An 18,920-nucleotide genomic window follows, 5' to 3' on the forward strand; every position below is an offset into this window, starting at 1 on the left:
TGCCATGGGTTGAATCATGTGAGCCTTAATTATGATTATTATACCGGTATTCGACCCTTCATTAGCTTGTTGGGCGTTGATATTTCATGCGGCGCGATAAGAAGAAAGTGGCGATTAAACCCGCGATAAATAAAGCCAGGAACCACAGGGTCAGCCTCACCCCAACTTCATGGCCTATACCTGCATAGGTCAACTCCAGGTTTCCCGCGGAATCGGGCATCACGCACATGGTCTCGCCAAAATCAACCAGCTTGCGATGTGAAAACTGACTTACTCCATTTACCATCCAGGGCTTGCCTACGTGCACATTTGTGCTGATGCAGTGGGTAATATCCCTGGTAGCGAAGACAATCCGGTTGGGTGACCAGTACACAGGCGTAATCGGAACCCCATTCTGTAAAAATTCTCCCTGGTAACTTGGGTCACCAATACCCAATGCCTTGCGCGTTGCCGGCGTCAGATGGGAATCTCCCGAATGGAGAACGCCGATATTAAATTTCAATGCCGCCTTGACCTCCGAAATCTGCCCCTCTTTCAATTCGATCGGCAGTCTGGAGTAATTAACAAACGGGCGCTCGCGCTGAAATGTCACTGGGGATGATCCGGATATTGTTGTGACACGCTCATGGGAAGAAACAAAAACGGTAAACGAAGCCAGAAAAATATCGACCAATATCAGAACCAGAAGATAGGATGGTTTAATTTCAAACGCCCGAAATTTAAATGGCCGAATATCACCCACCCTAACGGCATAAATCAGAACGGCACCCACGACAAGCGGGCTCAGCAATCGCAATCTGGTTGTGCAGAGATGTGAGTCAAAGGTCGGAATTAGCTTGAGCAGGTACTGGAATTGAAAAGGATAGGTGTCGCCCGAGTAAGCAGCCAGCAGAAAAACAAAGGGAACAAGATAGATCGACTTTCGCGTCCGCCAAACCAGCAGTAAGACAAGCAAGATTGCCACAATGCCTAAATAATTGGCCTGTTCGTGGACTCCTGTGCAGGTAAGAGAGTTGCAGGTAAGAGAGTCCAATAGAACTTCCCGATACGACAAATAGGGCCAGGACGCAAATTTAAATATCTCAAAAAACTCGACGTGAAAACCCCCGACTGCTTTTCTCGGGAAGTCGAGCATCACTGGCAACAGGGTAACGAAACGATATGTCGCGAGCAATCCAAAGCCAATGAAAGCCTGAACTATCCAGAGTGACATCCTGCGAATATCAATTACCTTTGTCCAGACCTGCCATATAAAAACCACCCCCAGCACCAGCAGCATATATTGGAAGGTATAAAGCGGGCCGTCGCAAAACGCGAGCGCAAGCAGTAAACCGAATGTAAATCCGGCATACCAACGGCTTGCGAAATTCAGCAGCAGATATAGCAAGGCGGGTAACACCAAGATATTCAGAAATATGATATGTCCGGCATAAAGATGCCAAGCAAGCGCATTGCCAAAAAGGACATAGAGTGTAAAAAATAGTTGCTGAAATGGGCTCAGCTTGAAATGCCCAGCCAATTTCCAGCAGCCTGCGTAGCCAACCAGATAGTAAGCAACGAGAGCAAGCCGTAGTCCGACATAGGGTCCAAAAAGGATTGAGAGGCCACCGAATAAACCGTAGGGCGCAAATTGGGAATTTATCAGCGGCATGCCACCGGCTATCCATGGGTTGTTTCCTGGCCATTGGCCGAAATACACAAGCGTCTGCTGGATAGCTCCGAAGCGTTGCTCAACTTGATCCCAATCCCATTTTCCATCCAGTTCAAAAATGATGGGTAAAAATGAGATGGGGGACAGATAAATTAGCAGTATGAAAATACCAAGAAAAACGAATGCACGCTGCCCCAGCTTCACGGATAGTCGGCTTGTAAGGGCGATTTGCATAATATATTGATTTTGTTACAGGGGTGCATCAGCATTTAATTGCGCATTCACCATCAACCGCACTACGTCGTGCATTTTATACCGCGCCTGCCATCCCAGCTTTTCACAAGCCTTCGCCGGATTTCCGTGGCCAACCATAAGATCGGTGGGTCGTAGCAGAGTCTTGTCTATTACAACGTGATCGCGCCAATTGAGCCCCACACAAGAGAAGGCCACGTCTACAAACTTTTCGAGACTGTAGCTCTCCCCCGTTGCAATCACAAAGTCATCTGGGATGTCCTGCTGCATCATCAGCCACATGGCCTCGATATATTCCGGCGCCCAACCCCAATCACGCCGGATCGAAATATTCCCCAAATACAGTTTCTCATCGCTTCCTGAAGCGATTCTACAGGCGGCAGCAACAATCTTTTTGGTCACAAAACGTTCCGGCCGTAGTGGTGACTCATGGTTAAAGAGAATGCCGGAGCACGCAAACATTCCATAGGCCTCGCGATAATTCGCCACTTCCCAGAACGCGGCTGATTTCGCTACGGCATAGGGACTCCTCGGCCGAAATGGAGCGGACTCATCTGCCGGAGTGCCACCTGTATCACCAAAACACTCACTCGAACCCGCGTTGTAGAATTTGATTGGTTTGGAATAAAAACGTATCGCCTCGAGAAAATTTAACGTGCCAACACTGATACTATCCAAAGTTTCTACCGGTTGCTGAAATGACAGCCCCACGGAACTTTGACCCGCCAGGTTATAGACCTCGTCGGGCTGTATCTTCATGAGGGCCTGTAAAACACTGCGGAAATCATTAATGGCAACCGATTCCAGGTTTATGCGATTGCAGATCCCTAATCGTGTCAGGTTGTGAAACGATGACATTTGTGCGTCACGAGAAGTGCCGCAAACTACATACCCCTTACCAAGCAGAAACTTTGCAAGATAGGCCCCGTCCTGTCCTGACACTCCACATATAAGAGCTTTTTTCATAAAAGTTATTTTATAAGTCGAGGGTTCAACACATTGCTTATATCTGTGTTCATGATCTGGAAACAGTTATTACAGCAGGACATTTCGACATGTATTTATCCAACGCACATATTTCATAATGCCAAATAGCATAGGAACGTATGCAGGCACACCCGTTATCGTGCTTATGCAACATAACATCTGCTTTTATTTTTTATGGCAGCCAACATCACAAAAGCTCCTGGCAGGGAAGATACCCACAACACCAATAGAAATAACAGCGACAGAGCAATTGCCAACTGCCCATCGGCCCCTCCAGTCACAAGGAGACCGACCAGAACGCCTTCGCGCACACCAAGGCCACCTATGGAAATCGGGAGGCTGGCGGCTACGGCAACAACAGGTATGACAACAAGATAGGTAACGAATGGCAATTCAAGACCAATGCTGCGCCCCAAATAATAGTAGATAAAGATAACTAACCCTTGCATGGCTACAGTGAGCCCGATAGCCGCAAGGATGATTTTTTTTGCAGATCTGTAGGAATGACACAGACTGATGATTTCCAGCAGGCCTTTGCGTACACGGGTATGCTGATATTTACGCGCCAGTCTTTCGATCAGGCCTATGAAACGAGAAGTAAGGAACAGCCAAGAGCCAGTAATAACTACCAGCACTGCTATCAAGAGAAATATTTTTCTGGAACCGACCAGGTTAACATCCAGGGACAGAAGAAGACCAGTTGCTCCAATGGCCAGTACAACGACTAGACCAATAATTCTATCGACTATCGCTGACGCGATAAGTATCTTGGCACTTAAACCACGCAGAGTTAGATGCAAAGTTCGTATAGCATCCCCACCCATACCCGTTGGTAAAACGTTGTTAAAAAATATCCCCAGATAGTAGCTGGGCAGTACCTTGAGAAACGGCGGCGAGGTGCCTCTATACCTGAAAAGCAGCCACCATCGAAGTCCCCCAAGCAAGAACACAGAGATATGAAGACCAATTGCACCGATGATTTGTATCGGCTTAATCAATGTCAGAATCTTTGCGATGTTATCGCCATCAACACTGGAAAACAGCCAGTAGATTAATCCGCATGTTATGAGTATTTTTACAAATACCAAGGCTGTTATTTTTTTCTTATCCAGGTCGTGTACTCCAAATCTATTACGGGATCTATTAATTTCCTAGGTGCTAATATTTCATGGCAATAGAACAGATCAGAGCGCGAGCCTTTTCCAGCCTAGCAATAAGATTTTGCTAAAAATAGAGCAGGAACGCTGTTCCTGCTTCACTCAGATCAATGATCACAAGCCGTCGATGGGCCAAGCCGGTTCGGCTGTTCGTAGAGAGCCAGAGTCCTTCACCATCCGGCCCCCGCATGCGCATGGCATCACGCATCCGCACCAGTTCTTCCTGGTCAGCCGGCGCTGCCTGCTGCCCGTAGGCGAACACGCCAGCGATACCGCACATCTACTTAACTGCCACAGCCAGAAGGTTCTGCGTGAGGATATGGTCCTTTCCGCCAGCACCCGTCTCGGCCGCCAGATACAAGCGCAGAATCCCACGAATGCACTTCCAAACTATCCAGCGTGCCGCGCTTCGGATCCCGCGTGGAACAGGCGTATCCTCGTAAGACTTGATGGAGGAAAAACCATAAGCCAGGAACAACTGACTGATAGCTTCACGCGTAAACGCCTGCTCATGGGTCAGATCGCCATATCGAATCATGCCAAAAAACGGTGAACCTCCGTTTGGCGTATGCACAATACAACGCCCGCCACAGCGGAGAACGCGATGAGTTGCAGCAGCAAACTCCATGAGTTCGTCCTTCGTCAGGTGCTCAATGACATCGAAGGCCACAACAACATCCACGCTCTCGTTCGCCTGAGCACGTAGAGCGCTGAAAAGATCACCCTCTCTCACGCCATCGATACCTAGGCGCCGTGCCGCGGCGACCTGTTCTGGAGAACGGTCAAATCCAGTGACATTCTGGTACCCTAACCGACGCGCAAAATGAATCAACGCTCCATGGCCACAGCCGACCTCTACAATAACGGCGTTCCTGTCATATGGAAAATGAAGACGGATGAGGCGCTCAAGATAACTCGAGCGAGGGGCAAGATTTTCGATGGACGCAGGGGCTGGCGACGTGAGTCGGCTCTGGACATATCTTTGATAAAGAACTTCCCGATAGTCCATTTATTCCCTCGCCATATCGCTTCGTGTGCCAGGCTGACATCTGGCCCGATTCACGTAACCCAAGAAAATACCGGATCTGCCCTGGTGTCGGTTATGCACTAAGAGACTTATACCGCGTGGGTGATGTTCTTCAAAAAATCCGAGTAGGCTTTGGATATTCCTTCCCTGAGGTTGGTCTTGGCTTGCCAGCCAAGTGCGAGCAACCGAGAAACATCCAACAGCTTGCGAGGTGTGCCATCCGGTTTCGAGCCGTCGAATACCAGCGTTCCATGAAACTCAACGACTTGCGCCACAAGTTCTGCCAGTTCATGTATGGTAACCTCCCGGCCTGAACCGATGTTTATAAACTCACCGATCTCCTTGGCGTTGCGGCCCTCCATCAGAAAAACACATGCATCAGCGAGGTCATCGCTGTACAGAAATTCTCGCCGCGGTGTTCCCGTGCCCCAGACCACAACTTCCTTCCCCCCATTCGTTTTGGCCTCATGCATTTTTCTGATCAGCGCAGGCAACACATGGGAATTCTGCAAATCGTAATTGTCACCCGGGCCATAGAGATTAGTTGGCATGGCACTGATGTAATTTGTACCGTACTGGCGGTTGTAGGCATCGCACATCTTGATGCCGGCGATCTTGGCGATGGCATAAGGCTCGTTGGTGGGTTCGAGCAAGCCCGTCAGCAGGTGCTCCTCTTTCATCGGTTGCGGGGCGTACTTGGGGTAAATACAACTCGATCCGAGGAACATGAGTTTTTTCACGCCGTGCCGATACGAAGCGTGAATGACGTTCGACTCGATCATCAGGTTCTGGTAGATGAAATCGGCCCGGTAAGTGTTGTTGGCGTGGATGCCGCCAACCCTGGCGGCGGCAAGAAAAACATATTCCGGCCGCTCGCGCGCAAAGAACTCATCCACCGCCCGCTGGTCAAGCAAATCCAGCTCCGCGTGGGTGCGCAACGACAAATTGGAATATCCGCCCGATCGAAGCCTGCGGGTAATCGCCGAACCCACCAGTCCGCGATGGCCGGCGATATAAATCTTGCTGTCGGGTTTCATGGTCTATTCGTGATAATCGTAGGCAGAGTAGCCATGCCGCTTCACCAGTTCGTCACGCTCGGCCGCTTTCAGGTCCTCGCGTACCATCTCGGCGACCAAGTCCTTGAACTTGATCTTGGGTTTCCAGCCTAGCTTCTTTTTAGCCTTGGACGCATCGCCCAGCAGAGTCTCCACTTCCGTCGGACGGAAATAGCGCGAATCGACGCGCACGACGACCTGGTCCTTGCGCGGATCGGCCTTGCCCTTGCCATCGACTGCGCTGATCACTCCTGTTTCTTTCAACCCTTTGCCACGCCATTCAATCCTCATTCCAATCTCTTTGGCGGCAGCGTTCACAAAATCGCGGACGCTGTACTGCTCGCCGGTGGCGATGACAAAATCCTCCGGATTCTTCTGCTGCAACACCAGCCACTGCGCCTCAACGAAGTCGCGCGCGTGGCCCCAATCACGTTTGGCATCCAGGTTGCCGAGGTAGAGACAGTTCTGCAGACCCAGCTTGATGCGTACCAGTGCCCGGGTGATCTTGCGCGTAACAAATGTCTCACCGCGCGTCGGCGATTCATGATTGAAAAGGATGCCGTTGCAGGCATATAGGCCATAGGCCTCGCGGTAATTCACCGTTATCCAGTAGGCATAGAGCTTGGCCACGGCATAGGGTGAACGTGGATAAAACGGTGTTGTCTCACGCTGGGGTATCTCCTGGACCTTGCCATACAGTTCCGAGGTCGAGGCCTGGTAAAAACGGGTTTTCTTTTCCAAGCCCAGGATTCGTATGGCTTCCAGCAAGCGCAACGCGCCCAGAGCATCGGAATCCGCCGTGTATTCCGGTTCCTCGAACGACACGGCCACGTGACTCTGGGCGGCGAGATTATAGATCTCATCTGGCTGAACCTGCTGCACAATGCGAATCAAACTGCTGGAATCGGTCATATCGCCATAGTGCAGGACAAATTTACGTGCCTTCACATGTGGGTCTTGGTACAGGTGATCAATTCGATCTGTGTTGAACAGTGACGTCCGACGCTTAATGCCGTGCACCTCATAGCCTTTCTTTAACAAGAATTCAGCCAAGTAGGCTCCGTCCTGGCCGGTGATACCCGTGATAAGCGCTTTTTTAGCCATCTTTATTTTGTCCGGTTGTATTTGTCTTCGAACCGCACGATGTCGTCTTCGCCGAGATAGCTTCCGGATTGCACCTCGATAATTTCGAGCGGGATGTTGCCGAGATTCTCCAGCCGGTGCTTCGTGCCCAGCGGAATATAGGTCGATTGGTTTTCCGTCAGCATGAACACCTCTTCACCTTTCGTTACTCGGGCCGTTCCCTTGACCACGATCCAGTGTTCGGCACGATGATGATGCATCTGCAACGACAATGCCGCGCCGGGATTGACCATCAGGCGTTTAACCTGAAAGCGTGGCCCGGCGTCGATCCCTTCATAAGAACCCCATGGGCGATACACTCGCCGGTGCGTTTGATATTCGCTGCGTTTCTCGCTCTTTAATCGACTGACCACTTCTTTCACATCTTGCGCATGATTTTTATGAGCCACCAGGACAGCATCCGGGGTTTCAACAACGATAATATCATCGAGCCCTACAGCAGCCAGGAAACGATGTTGCGAAATCAGCAGGGTATTCTGCGTCGCATGCATAAATACATCTCCCTGCACCACGTTCCCCTCTGCGTCACGCGTGGAGGCCTCCCACAGGGACGACCAGGCGCCGATATCCGACCATCCTGCATCCAGCGCTACTACCGCCGCCCGACTGGTTGCTTCCATGACGGCGTAATCGATGGAATTTGACTGGCAACTGCCGAATGCCTGCGCATTGATGCGATAGAAGTCAGCATCGCGGTGGCCCTGCTCGTGAGCGGTTTTGCACGCTTCCAGCATGGCGGGGTGAAATCGTTTCAGTTCGTCGAGCCAGACAGAAGCCAGCATCATGAACATGCCGCTGTTCCACAAATATTCACCTGAGGTAAAATACTTCTCGGCAGTTTTGGCATCCGGTTTTTCCACAAAAGCTTCAACCGCATTGCCATTTCCACGTTTGATATATCCGTAGCCAGTTTCCGGCATCGTCGGCACGATGCCAAAGGTAACCAGATGGCCTTTCTGTGCCAGAGAAGCGCCTTCTCCAACAGCGGCATGAAACTTTTGAGTATTCTTGATGACATGATCTGCCGGCATGACCAGCATCAACGCGTCATTGGATGAATGCTTCATAAGCGCCAGCGCGGCCAGCGTCAACGCCGGGGCCGTGTTGCGCCCCGCCGGTTCCAGAATAATATCCGCCGGAACTTTTCCTATCTGCCGTAATTGCTCGGCAATCAGGAATCGGTGTTCCTCATTACACACCAACAAAGGCGCCGCCACTTCTTTCATGCCATCAAGGCGTGAAACCGTTTGCTGGAGCAATGTTTGCTCGCCCAGCAGACACAACAGCTGCTTGGGATAATGTTCGCGTGAAAGCGGCCATAACCGCGTCCCGGAACCGCCAGACAGAATGACAGGATTGATTTTCATGAACGCAGAATTTTCACCATCAGGAAAGGGAATTCATCAGGCGATGCCGTGATATGACTTGTACCACTCCACAAAGCGGGCAATGCCATGCTCAACGGAAGTACCTGGTCGGAAACCGACATCATTTTCAAGACTGTCGACATTGGCTGTGGTTGCCGGTACATCCCCATTCTGCATTGGCAGCATTTCCAGCTTGGCCTTCTTTCCGAGGCATTTTTCCAGTACTTCGATGTAGCGCATCAATTCGACCGGCTGATTATTGCCAATATTATAGATACGATAAGGAGCGTAGCTGGTGGCCGGGTCAGGCGCCTTACCAGACCAGGTCGAGTCGGGCTGAGCCGGACGGTCAATCACGCGGATAACTCCCTCAACAATGTCATCGACGTAAGTGAAATCACGGATCATCTTTCCGTGATTAAACACAGGTATCGCTGCTCCTTCCAGTATGCCCTTGGTAAACAAGAAGAGTGCCATGTCCGGCCTTCCCCAAGGACCATAAACCGTAAAGAACCGCAAACCGGTGCACGGCAACCGGTACAAATGCGCATAACTGTGCGCCATGAGTTCATTGGCCTTTTTGGAAGCGGCATACAGAGAGACAGGATGATCCACGTTGTCATGCTCGGAAAAAGGCAGCTTCGTGTTGGCACCATAGACTGAACTTGAAGAGGCAAATACCAGGTGCTTGACGCCATTATGCCGACAGCCTTCAAGGATATTACAGAAACCGACCAGATTGGCATCGACATAAGCCTCTGGATTGGTAATGGAATACCTTACGCCGGCCTGTGCCGCCAGATGCATCACCGCATCAAATTTCTCTTTGCGGAATAATTCAGCCATCCCCGTCCGGTTGACGATATCCAGCTTTTCAAACCGGAACTGGTGATGATCAATCGTGCGTTTAAGGCGGGCCTCCTTGAGATGAACATCGTAATAATCGTTCATATTATCGATTCCATACACCGTATCGCCCCGCTCCAGCAGTCTGAGCGCAAGTGCCGAACCAATAAACCCGGCAACTCCAGTGATCAGAATCTTCATGCTCATTACCTTAATGATGCGTTACGCTATACGAATTCTGGCACGCTACCGCCATGCAGAACACCCGGTTCCACACAGATCAACAAATCTATCACAACCATGGACTTTACCCGTCCAAACGGATATCGCCTGATTGTCGTAAAATCTATTCCAGACGCAAAATATCTGGAATCAGTATGCGTTCCTTGTCGACTTCCTTGAGCAATTGCTCGTAACTGAGCAACGGCGAATTCAATTCGGTCAATACACAACCATCATACGCATCGGCCTGTTGCAGCGAGCGCCAGACGGAAACACCGGCAAAACGACGGCGCTCGGTATGAGGGTCCAGAATTCCGACAATATGGACATCCTGCTCCTGCGCACGCAGTGTGGCGATCTCGGCAAGATCTGACATTCCACACAACAGGATCCTCTGCCAACCACGTTCCTCGCATTTATTGAAAACATTCACGCAGGAATCACCGGCACGTCGATAGAACGCAAAAGACGTGGACAGGTATAACGCGGTGAGCCGGCTTTTTTCCGTGAAGCCTTTCGGCGTCAGATAGTAGAGGTAGCGATTGGCAGGGGCCTCGCTGATTTTGATGAAGCCTTTGCGGATACAGCGCTTGAGGTAGGAATTGGCCAGTCCCAGGGCGATGCCCATGTTGCTGGCCAGACGGCGCTGACTGACATTGCTTTGCTTGCCGACGGCTTCCAGCAGTTCCAACATCCGTTGTTCTTCCCGGTCAGCCTTGGTGTTCATAATATGAACACTATAACCCCCATCTGCCCCGGTCAAGTACACATGCGTGTCCTAGGCTGGCTCAATAGAGGCAGAATTAACTCTGGTAAGGGCTTTTCGGCCCAACACATCCAGCAGCACTGTCACGCGATCACGGCTGCCGGAGGCCTGAAAAATCCCTTCATACCCGGCAAAACCACCTTGGGTTATTCGTACGCGACTTCCAGGTTTGTACTCCTCCACGGGGAGAATTTGTAGTCCCTGCATATCCTCGCGAGACCGAAGCAGAGTGACGAGATCGTCTGGAACACGCGCGGCCGAGCGACCAAATCTTACGATGGAAACCACTCCCAAGGTGGAGCGGATCGGGGCCCAATTGTCAGTTTGGCGGTTGAGATGAATAAACAGATACCGAGGGAACATCGGAGCTATCAATACGACACGCCTCCCCTGACGTCGGCGCGCATCGCGCATGATGGGAAGGTAGGATTCGAATCCTTGACGGGTCAGATTTTCACGGGCGACGGATTCTTGACGCGGCTTGCAATAAACCAGATACCAGTCCCTCGCCGCGGGGTCATTCGTCGCCGTTTTCAAGTTCAGTATCAAAGCCTCCAGACATGCATGCCGGCATCGGTGAATACTTTGGCATCGAAGCGTGCCTTGACATCAATAAAACAACCGCCACGCTCAAGCTTCTTGAGATACACATCCGTTCCCATGCCGAGAAACGACTTATGCGCCACGGCAGCCACAATCGCCTTGGCCTTGGGCAAGGATTCCCATGAGATCAACTCAATCCCGTACTCGTGCCGCGCTTCCTCGGCGTTGGCAACCGGATCGTGCACGGAGACTTTCACGCCATATGACAGCAGTTCATTGACGACATCGATCACGCGTGTGTTCCGGGAGTCCGGGCAATCCTCCTTGAAGGTGATTCCCATGACAATGACATGACTACCGTTGACAGAATGTCCCGCCTGGATGATCTGCTTGATAGTTTGCTCGGCAATATATTTTCCCATGCTGTCATTGATTCGGCGCCCGGCCAGAATCACTTCCGGATGGTAACCCATGCGTTCAGCTTTTTGCGTCAGGTAATAGGGGTCAACGCCGATACAATGGCCACCGACCAGTCCGGGCCGAAAGGGCAGAAAGTTCCATTTCGTGCCTGCGGCTTCCAGCACCTCGAGAGTGTCTATCCCCAGTTTATGAAAAATAATGGCGAGTTCGTTCATCAGGGCAATATTCAGGTCACGCTGGGTGTTTTCAATTACCTTGGCCGCCTCGGCTGCCTTGATGCTGGAAGTACGGCATACACCCGCCGTAATGATGAGCTCATACAGTTGTGCGACCGTTTCCAGCGTGGAAGCATTATCGCCTGAAACGACTTTTTTAATGGTCGTCAGCGTATGCACCTTGTCTCCCGGGTTGATGCGCTCGGGCGAATAACCGACATGGAAATCCTGCATCCAGCGCATGCCGGAACCCTTCTCAAGCACCGGAATGCATTCCTCTTCCGTAGCTCCCGGATATACAGTAGATTCGAAAATAACAATGGCGCCTCTCTTCATATGCGGCGCAATCAATTCACAAGCGGAGTGCAAGGGGCTGAAGTCGGGCTGGTGCGCGTCATCCACGGGGGTGGGCACAGCCACGATAATAAAATCCGCCGGCGCCATGTCAGCTGGATTGCTCGAATATCCTAGCTTGCCGGCGGCACGCAGGTCTTCCTCTCCCACGCCGCCGGTCGGATCCTGGCAACGGCGATAACTGGCAAGTTTTGCCTCGTTAAGATCATATCCGATCGTTGTCATTCGCTTTCCAAACTCAACCGCAAGCGGCAAACCCACGTAACCCAGTCCCACGACAGCAACCGTTTTATTTTCCAGCTCAGTTTTTTTCATGCTTTAATGCTCAAATGCTAAAAATAGATACTGATCACTTGAAACGGCTGATACCTTAATCCCCCGACAAACGGGAAATGTATCGGCCAACCCCCTCTTCTACCGTCAAAAAAGTCTTCTTGTAACCGGCGCGGCGGAGTGCCGTGATGTCCGCCTGCGTGAAGCTCTGATACTTGCCCTTGAGTGATTCCGGGAACGGTATGTATTCAACCTGGCGATCATCTTGAAGCGTTTTAATGCTCGCCGGCGGCTTGCCGGCGCGTTTCCGGAAGCTGTTAATCACAGCAGCTGCCACGTCGTTGAATGGCTGGGCCCGACCGGTACCCACGTTGAAAATGCCGCTCTTTTGCGGGTGGTCCAGGAAAAAAAGGTTCACGGCCATGACATCCTCGACGGAAATAAAATCCCGCCGCTGTTCTCCGTCACCAAACCCGTCGCAACCCTCGAACAGCTTGACCTTGCCGGAATCGCGTAACTGGTTGAAATGATGGAATGCCACCGACGCCATACGCCCCTTGTGCTGCTCGCGGTCGCCGTAAACATTGAAATAACGGAAGCCAACAATCTGCGCGGTCTTTTTAGGCAGGAGGCGACGCACATACTGATCGAACTGCCACTTGGAGTATCCGTAGACGTTGAGTGGCGACTCATGCTCACGTAATTCACGAAAGACTTTGCCGGTACCGTAAACGGCCGCCGAAGAAGCATAGAGATAAGGAATGCGCTTATCCTGACAGTAATGCAACAGGACTTTGGAATATTCGTAGTTGTTACCCATCATATAAACACCATTATGTTCCATGGTGTCGGAACAGGCGCCCTCGTGCAGGATGGCCTTGAATTTCTTTTTGAAATAGCCGCTGTTAACTTGCTCGAGAAAATCGCGCTTGTCGAGATAATCCGCAATTTCACAATCCACCAGATTCCTGAATTTGTCGCCGTGCTCCAGATCGTCCACAACGATAATATCTTTTTCGCCACGTTCATTGAGGGCCTTGACCAGATTGGCCCCGATAAAACCGGCTCCACCCGTAACGACGTACATCATCCCTCCTGCAAAGACAGTTCGTGCAAAATTTCCGCGGGGCTCGCCGTCGCCGCACCGAGCTTACCGACGACGATGCCCGCGGCGATGTTGGCCAGCTGCAGGGCGTCTTCCAGCCCGCTGCCAACGGCCCAAGCGCAGCCGATCGCCGCGATCACCGTATCGCCGGCGCCTGTCACGTCAAACACTTCCTGGGCGCGCGCCGGGATATGCAGGGCCCGTCCACCCTTTTGCACCAGACTCATGCCTTTCTCGCCGCGTGTCACCAGAATACCACCCAGGTCCAGATCCTGGATCAGCTTTACGGCCCGCCGCTCAAGATCAGCGTCGTCGCGGAAACGGCCGGCCACCTGTTCGAATTCCTTGCGGTTCGGGGTGATCAGGTTCGCACCGCGGTAACCACTGTAATCGTCGCCCTTGGGATCGATCACCACCGGACGGGAGACAGCACGCGCCGCCTGGATCATTTCCTGGATGTTGCTCAATCCGCCCTTGCCATAATCCGAAACGATGACGGCATCGTATTCAGGAAGATGCTTGAGGTAGTTGTCGAGAAGTTTGACGCGTGCGTCCTTGCTGACCGGGCTGTCAAAATCGATCCGCAACATTTGCTGGTGCAGATGTTTGGAAACGACGCGCAACTTGACGGTCGTATTCACCAACTTGTCCCGCTCCAGGCGACAGTGGATGTCGTCCTTGTCCAGCAGCTGCTCGAGGCTGTCCGCTTCGCGGTCGTCACCGCTGATGGAAAACAGGGTGCACGCGGCACCCAGCTTGCGCACGTTCCGCGCCACGTTGGCGGCGCCGCCTGGAAGCTCTTTTGCTTCCTTCACTGCCACCACGGGCACCGGCGCCTCGGGCGAAATGCGCTCAACGTCGCCGTACCAGTAGCGGTCGAGCATGGCATCGCCCACAACCAATACCTTGGCACGGGCAATTTTTTCAAGAAGCGGCGGCAGCATGTTTGTTAATTTTCTTGGTAATGAATCTATCGCCCGATGCACATCGATCTTGCCGGGCAGGGAATTAAAGGTATTATCGGGGCATTTCTCATGGCTGTCGATTGGTGACGTTCCAATAAAGATTCAACGGATCAGGATTTCACGGTTGATGGCGTCCAGCACCGCCGCGGGATCCGGGGCGCGCGTCACCGGCCGACCAATCACCAGATAATCCGCGCCTTCGGTCACGGCATCCACCGGCGTGCGCGTGCGGCGCTGGTCGTCCATGGCATCTCCGGCCTGTCTGATGCCTGGGGTAACCAGAACAAATTCCTTCCCGAAGCGGCGACGTAACAGCGCCGCTTCGAGAGGCGAGCACACCACACCATTCAAACCGGCGTCCTGAGCAATGCCCGCCAAACGTTCCACCTGACGTTCGGTTCCACGCGCAAGCCCAATCTCGGGCAACTCATCATCGTTGTGGCTGGTCAAAAGTGTCACGCCGACCAGCAATGGACGATGCTTCGAACGTTCAATGGCTTCACGCGCCGCCACCAGCATTCTTTTCCCGCCGAGGACATGCACATTCAGCATCCACACGCCCAGCTCAGCCGCCTGCGAGCAGGCATGCGCAACAGTAGTAGGTATATCGTGGTATTTCAGGTCAAGAAAAACGTCAAAATTCCGGGCCGCCAGATGCTCCACCAGGCCGGGACCGGCCGCGGTAAAAAGCTCCATCCCGACCTTGAGCCGGCATCGTGAGGGCGTTACGCGTTTGACGAATGCCTTCGCCGTATCGGCGTCGGTGAAATCCAGGGCGACAATAACACGCGGATCCGCCATCACTCCTCCTGCACCGGCTTGATGGTGTTCCAGTGATTGCACCCGGGGCACATCCAGTGGAGTGCTTTCCCTTTGAAGCCGCACTCCCCACAGGCATAACCGAGATGCTGCGTGCGCAGCTCCTCGATAATGCCCTTCAGCATCAGCAGATCGTTGCGGGCAGAGTCTTTGGCCTTGATCAGATTGAGCTCCAGTAACTTGTGCAATCCATGAACATTCGGCGTGCGGCGCAGCCATTCGATAATGAATTTCTCCGCTGCCTCGACACCTTCACGGCTGCTGATGACATCGGCAAAAGTCAAAGCAAGCGACACCCCGCCATGGCGTCGCAGAGCGACATTAAAATAATCATAAAGTCCCTGCTCATCGCCCAGCTGCCGGAACGCTTCAGCGATTCGCTCGGCTACCTCGCCCAGGTAATGGATATCCTGTTTCTCAATCTGCTGCCACTGCTCTATCGCACGAGGGTGATTGCCTTCCAGGACATCGACATCGCCGAGCAAAATACTGGCACGAACACATTTGTCATCCGCCGCCAATGCTTGCTTCAGGCGATCGCGCGCGGAAGAGCGATTGTTTCGCGCAACATCCATTTCCGCCAGTTCACAGAAAAAATGAGCAACCATGTTGTCCAGGTTACGGCCCGACGCGCGCGCCAGCTTGCGCACCACGGAAATCGACTTTTCCCATTCCTTTTCCTGCTGATAGATGTGCAATAACATCCGCAGCGCCAATTCGCTGTGGGCGCGAATCTCGGCGAGCTCCAGAAACAGGTTTTCGGCTCTGTCGAAGAGACCGGCCTTGAAATAATCCTGGCCCAGTTCCAGTAACGCCTGACTGCGTTGCTCCTTGTCGAGCGTGGGCCGGGCTATCAGGTTCTGGTGAATGCGAATGGCGCGCTCAACTTCACCGCGGCGACGAAAAAGATTTCCCAGCGCGAGATGGGTCTCCACGGTATCCGAATTGACTTCCAGTACTCGAATAAACACCTCAATGGCCTTGTCGGGCTGCTCGTTCAGCAGGAAATTGAGGCCCTTGAAATAGGCGGAAGGGAGATCGAGAGTACTCTGGACGCGCCGTCTCTGTTCAAGCCGCGCCACATACCAGCCGGATGCCGCCGCCAGCGGTAACAACAGCCACAACAAATCGTTGGCATCAAATGACATCTTTGATGGGGAGTGCGCGCAGATTGATGACTTCCTGCTCTATGTGGCGGATTTCCTTGCGTGCCTGCACCAGCTGACGCTGCATCCGCACCACCATCCGCAGACTGGCGATATAGCCGGCCACCACGCCAATGGCAAAACTGGTCAGCAGCGCCAGTGACAACGGCCCGCTCCAGTTGAGACCGAAGTAATAATTCAGCTCGACCAGCTGTTTGTTTTGAATGGCAAACGCGATGCCGATGAGCAGAATGAGAATCGCCAGAATCGTGTAAATGATCCGCTTCATGATGCCTCCTTGAACCGGCCGCACCACTGTGCCGCCGTCTAGTGGTCAGTGTGTCTTATTTTTGGTCACAAAAAAACGGCATGGGTGACACACATGCCGTTTTGCGATCCGCACCCGGGAAAGTCGCGTCACTCTGTGCCGTTATTGACGCGCTCCCGTAATTCCTTGCCAGGCTTGAAATGGGGAACAAACTTGTCCGGCACCTGTACCGCCGCCCCGGTCTTGGGGTTGCGGCCCGTCCGCGGCGGCCGGTAGTGCAGGGAAAAGCTGCCAAAACCCCGCACCTCGATACGGTCTCCCGAGGACAGCGCGGCTGACATCTGTTCCAGCAATTCCTTGACCGCCAGCTCCACGTCCCGGTAATCCAGTTGTGGTTGCTTGGCCGCGAGCAAACTGATTAGTTCTGATTTTGTCATACTCACTCTACCTATAGAAAATAAGTAGAAAGATATCAAGGACTTTTGGCAGAGAAAGCACAGATTTCCCCCGCCCTGGTCCTAGCCACAAACCGCACGATAACCCTAATTTATCCATTCTGGCGCGTGAAATTCGGCATTTCCGTGCCAGCCGCTCAAGGTACGCGCCTTATGCGTCCGAACTGTCTTGTCCGTCCAGTTTCTCCTTGAGCTTATCGCCCAGGGAAGAGGTAGCCGAGCCACCCTTGCGCGCATACTCCTGTACCGCATCGTTCTCCTCCTCCATGTCCTTGGCCCGGACAGAAAGTGAGATCTTGCGGTTCTTGCGGTCGATGGTGGTGATCTTGGCCTCCACGCTGTCGCCGTCCTTGAGTACGGAACGGGCGTCTTCCACGCGCTCGCGCGCGATATCGGCGGCACGCAAATAGCCTTCGACCTCATCCGCGAGCTTGATAACGGCACCCTTGGTTTCCACGCTTGTCACGGTGCCCTTGACGACGGTGCCTTTGCCGTGGACCGTCACATAGTTCGTAAACGGGTCGCCATCCAGCTGCTTCACACCGAGCGAGATGCGCTCACGCTCGGGGTCCACGGCCAGAATAACGGCCTCGATTTCATCGCCCTTCTTGTAGTTGTGCACGGCCTCTTCACCCGGCAACGCCCAAGACAGGTCGGACAGATGAATCAGGCCGTCGATACCACCTTCGAGACCGACAAAAATACCGAAGTCGGTGATGGATTTGATCTTGCCGCTGACCTTGTCATTCTTGTTGTGGTTGGTGGCAAACTCTTCCCAAGGATTCGGCTGGCACTGCTTCATGCCGAGCGAGATACGGCGGCGCTCGGTGTCGATGTCGAGGATCATTACCTCAACCTCATCGCCCAGCTGCACCACTTTGGTCGGATGGACGTTCTTGTTGGTCCAGTCCATTTCAGATACGTGCACCAGACCTTCCACGCCCGGCTCGATTTCCACGAACGCGCCATAGTCGGTGATGTTGGTGACCTTGCCGAACAGGCGCGTGCCTTCCGGATAGCGGCGCTGAATATCGACCCACGGATCGTCGCCGAGCTGTTTCAGGCCCAGCGAAACGCGGTTGCGCTCGCGGTCGTAGCGCAGCACCTTGGCTTCGATTTCGTCGCCGATCTTCAGTACTTCACTCGGATGCTTCACGCGCTTCCACGCGAGATCGGTGATGTGCAGCAGTCCGTCGATGCCGCCCAAATCGATGAACGCGCCGTAATCGGTGAGGTTCTTGACCACGCCCTTGACGGTTTGACCTTCTTCCAGGCCCGAGAGCAGTGCTTCGCGCTCGGCGGAAATTTCTTTCTCGACCACGGCACGACGCGAAACCACGACATTGTTGCGCTTGCGGTCGATCTTGATAACTTTGAATTCGAGTTCCTTGCCTTCGAGATAGCTGGGGTCGCGCACGGGGCGGACATCGACAAGGGAACTGGGGAGGAATGCGCGGATGGTATTCATGGCGACGGTGAAACCGCCTTTCACCTTGCCGGTCATGACGCCGGTGACGATGGATTGCACCTCGAATGCCTTCTCAAGATCCTCCCACGCCTTGGCGCGGCAGGCCTTCTCGCGCGACAAGCGGGTCTCGCCGGACCCGTCTTCGAGCATTTCAATCACGACTTCCACGGTGTCGCCGACCTTGACGGTCACTTCACCGCGGGCATCCTGGAACTCAGCCACGGGGATCACGGCTTCGGACTTGAGGCCGGCGTAGACGACAACGATGTTTTCATCCACGTGCACGACTTCGCCGGTGATCAGCGAGCCGGATTGCAGGCGAACTTTACTCAGGCTCTCTTCAAATAGTTGCGCAAAACTTTCAGTCATATAAGGTTAGTTTGGTTCCGGTCGGCGGCCGCGCATTAGAGCAGCTTC

Annotated in this window: 19 protein-coding genes; all 19 read right to left on the reverse strand. The window is 53.1% G+C overall.

The annotated features are described in order from the left end of the window. Nucleotides 1–61: 61 nt before the first annotated feature. The 19 genes from NUV55_RS12635 to rpsA all read right to left on the reverse strand — a co-directional run bounded on the left by NUV55_RS12635 (nt 62) and on the right by rpsA (nt 18,872). A complete protein-coding gene (locus tag NUV55_RS12635; protein WP_296673518.1) occupies nt 62–1,885 on the reverse strand; it encodes a hypothetical protein in 1,824 nt (607 codons plus the stop codon). Nucleotides 1,886–1,900: 15 nt separating this feature from the next. Beyond that, nucleotides 1,901–2,869 (reverse strand): GDP-mannose 4,6-dehydratase, encoded by a 969-nt coding sequence (locus NUV55_RS12640; RefSeq protein ID WP_296673520.1) that lies wholly within the window; start codon nt 2,867–2,869, stop codon nt 1,901–1,903. A 164-nt stretch (nt 2,870–3,033) separates the two neighbouring features. Continuing rightward, nucleotides 3,034–3,978, reverse strand: coding sequence for a lysylphosphatidylglycerol synthase transmembrane domain-containing protein (locus NUV55_RS12645; protein WP_296673522.1), 945 nt, complete (start codon nt 3,976–3,978; stop codon nt 3,034–3,036). A 136-nt stretch (nt 3,979–4,114) separates the two neighbouring features. After that, a complete protein-coding gene (locus NUV55_RS12650) occupies nt 4,115–4,327 on the reverse strand; it encodes a hypothetical protein (protein WP_296673524.1) in 213 nt (70 codons plus the stop codon). Next, nucleotides 4,328–5,056 (reverse strand): bifunctional 2-polyprenyl-6-hydroxyphenol methylase/3-demethylubiquinol 3-O-methyltransferase UbiG, encoded by a 729-nt coding sequence (locus tag NUV55_RS12655; RefSeq protein ID WP_296673525.1) that lies wholly within the window; start codon nt 5,054–5,056, stop codon nt 4,328–4,330. Nucleotides 5,057–5,163: 107 nt separating this feature from the next. Then, nucleotides 5,164–6,111: a GDP-L-fucose synthase gene (locus NUV55_RS12660; protein ID WP_296673527.1), complete on the reverse strand. Its 948-nt coding sequence runs from the start codon at nt 6,109–6,111 to the stop codon at nt 5,164–5,166. A 3-nt stretch (nt 6,112–6,114) separates the two neighbouring features. Beyond that, nucleotides 6,115–7,233, reverse strand: coding sequence for a GDP-mannose 4,6-dehydratase (gene gmd, locus NUV55_RS12665; RefSeq protein WP_296673529.1), 1,119 nt, complete (start codon nt 7,231–7,233; stop codon nt 6,115–6,117). 2 nt (nt 7,234–7,235) lie between these two features. After that, on the reverse strand, nt 7,236–8,639 hold the full coding sequence (locus NUV55_RS12670; RefSeq protein WP_296673530.1) for a mannose-1-phosphate guanylyltransferase/mannose-6-phosphate isomerase: 1,404 nt from the start codon (nt 8,637–8,639) through the stop codon (nt 7,236–7,238). 36 nt (nt 8,640–8,675) lie between these two features. Then, nucleotides 8,676–9,686 (reverse strand): NAD-dependent epimerase, encoded by a 1,011-nt coding sequence (locus tag NUV55_RS12675; protein WP_296673532.1) that lies wholly within the window; start codon nt 9,684–9,686, stop codon nt 8,676–8,678. Nucleotides 9,687–9,831: 145 nt separating this feature from the next. After that, a complete protein-coding gene (locus tag NUV55_RS12680; protein ID WP_296673534.1) occupies nt 9,832–10,434 on the reverse strand; it encodes a winged helix-turn-helix transcriptional regulator in 603 nt (200 codons plus the stop codon). A 51-nt stretch (nt 10,435–10,485) separates the two neighbouring features. Beyond that, complete coding sequence (gene rfaH, locus NUV55_RS12685) at nt 10,486–11,010, reverse strand: transcription/translation regulatory transformer protein RfaH (protein WP_296673536.1); 525 nt, start codon at nt 11,008–11,010, stop codon at nt 10,486–10,488. An 8-nt stretch (nt 11,011–11,018) separates the two neighbouring features. Further along, nucleotides 11,019–12,320 carry a nucleotide sugar dehydrogenase gene (locus NUV55_RS12690; protein ID WP_296673537.1) on the reverse strand — a complete coding sequence of 434 codons (1,302 nt, stop codon included), beginning with the start codon at nt 12,318–12,320 and terminating at the stop codon, nt 11,019–11,021. A gap of 55 nt (nt 12,321–12,375) precedes the next feature. Next, on the reverse strand, nt 12,376–13,368 hold the full coding sequence (gene rfaD, locus NUV55_RS12695; RefSeq protein ID WP_367280424.1) for an ADP-glyceromanno-heptose 6-epimerase: 993 nt from the start codon (nt 13,366–13,368) through the stop codon (nt 12,376–12,378). Next, complete coding sequence (rfaE1, locus tag NUV55_RS12700) at nt 13,365–14,327, reverse strand: D-glycero-beta-D-manno-heptose-7-phosphate kinase (protein WP_296673541.1); 963 nt, start codon at nt 14,325–14,327, stop codon at nt 13,365–13,367. Before rfaE1 ends, rfaD begins: the two co-directional genes overlap by 4 nt. A gap of 123 nt (nt 14,328–14,450) precedes the next feature. After that, complete coding sequence (pyrF, locus tag NUV55_RS12705; protein ID WP_296673544.1) at nt 14,451–15,149, reverse strand: orotidine-5'-phosphate decarboxylase; 699 nt, start codon at nt 15,147–15,149, stop codon at nt 14,451–14,453. Beyond that, complete coding sequence (lapB, locus tag NUV55_RS12710; protein ID WP_296673546.1) at nt 15,149–16,315, reverse strand: lipopolysaccharide assembly protein LapB; 1,167 nt, start codon at nt 16,313–16,315, stop codon at nt 15,149–15,151. The genes pyrF and lapB overlap by 1 nt, the downstream gene beginning before the upstream one ends. Continuing rightward, nucleotides 16,305–16,601 carry a lipopolysaccharide assembly LapA domain-containing protein gene (locus NUV55_RS12715; protein ID WP_296673548.1) on the reverse strand — a complete coding sequence of 99 codons (297 nt, stop codon included), beginning with the start codon at nt 16,599–16,601 and terminating at the stop codon, nt 16,305–16,307. The genes lapB and NUV55_RS12715 overlap by 11 nt, the downstream gene beginning before the upstream one ends. Nucleotides 16,602–16,729: 128 nt before the next feature. Further along, nucleotides 16,730–17,017: an integration host factor subunit beta gene (locus tag NUV55_RS12720; RefSeq protein ID WP_096360346.1), complete on the reverse strand. Its 288-nt coding sequence runs from the start codon at nt 17,015–17,017 to the stop codon at nt 16,730–16,732. A gap of 169 nt (nt 17,018–17,186) precedes the next feature. Then, nucleotides 17,187–18,872 (reverse strand): 30S ribosomal protein S1, encoded by a 1,686-nt coding sequence (rpsA, locus tag NUV55_RS12725; protein WP_296673553.1) that lies wholly within the window; start codon nt 18,870–18,872, stop codon nt 17,187–17,189. Between the last annotated feature and the right edge of the window lie 48 nt (nt 18,873–18,920).

This window comes from Sulfuricaulis sp., from assembly GCF_024653915.1.
In the GTDB taxonomy this organism is placed as follows: domain Bacteria; phylum Pseudomonadota; class Gammaproteobacteria; order Acidiferrobacterales; family Sulfurifustaceae; genus Sulfuricaulis.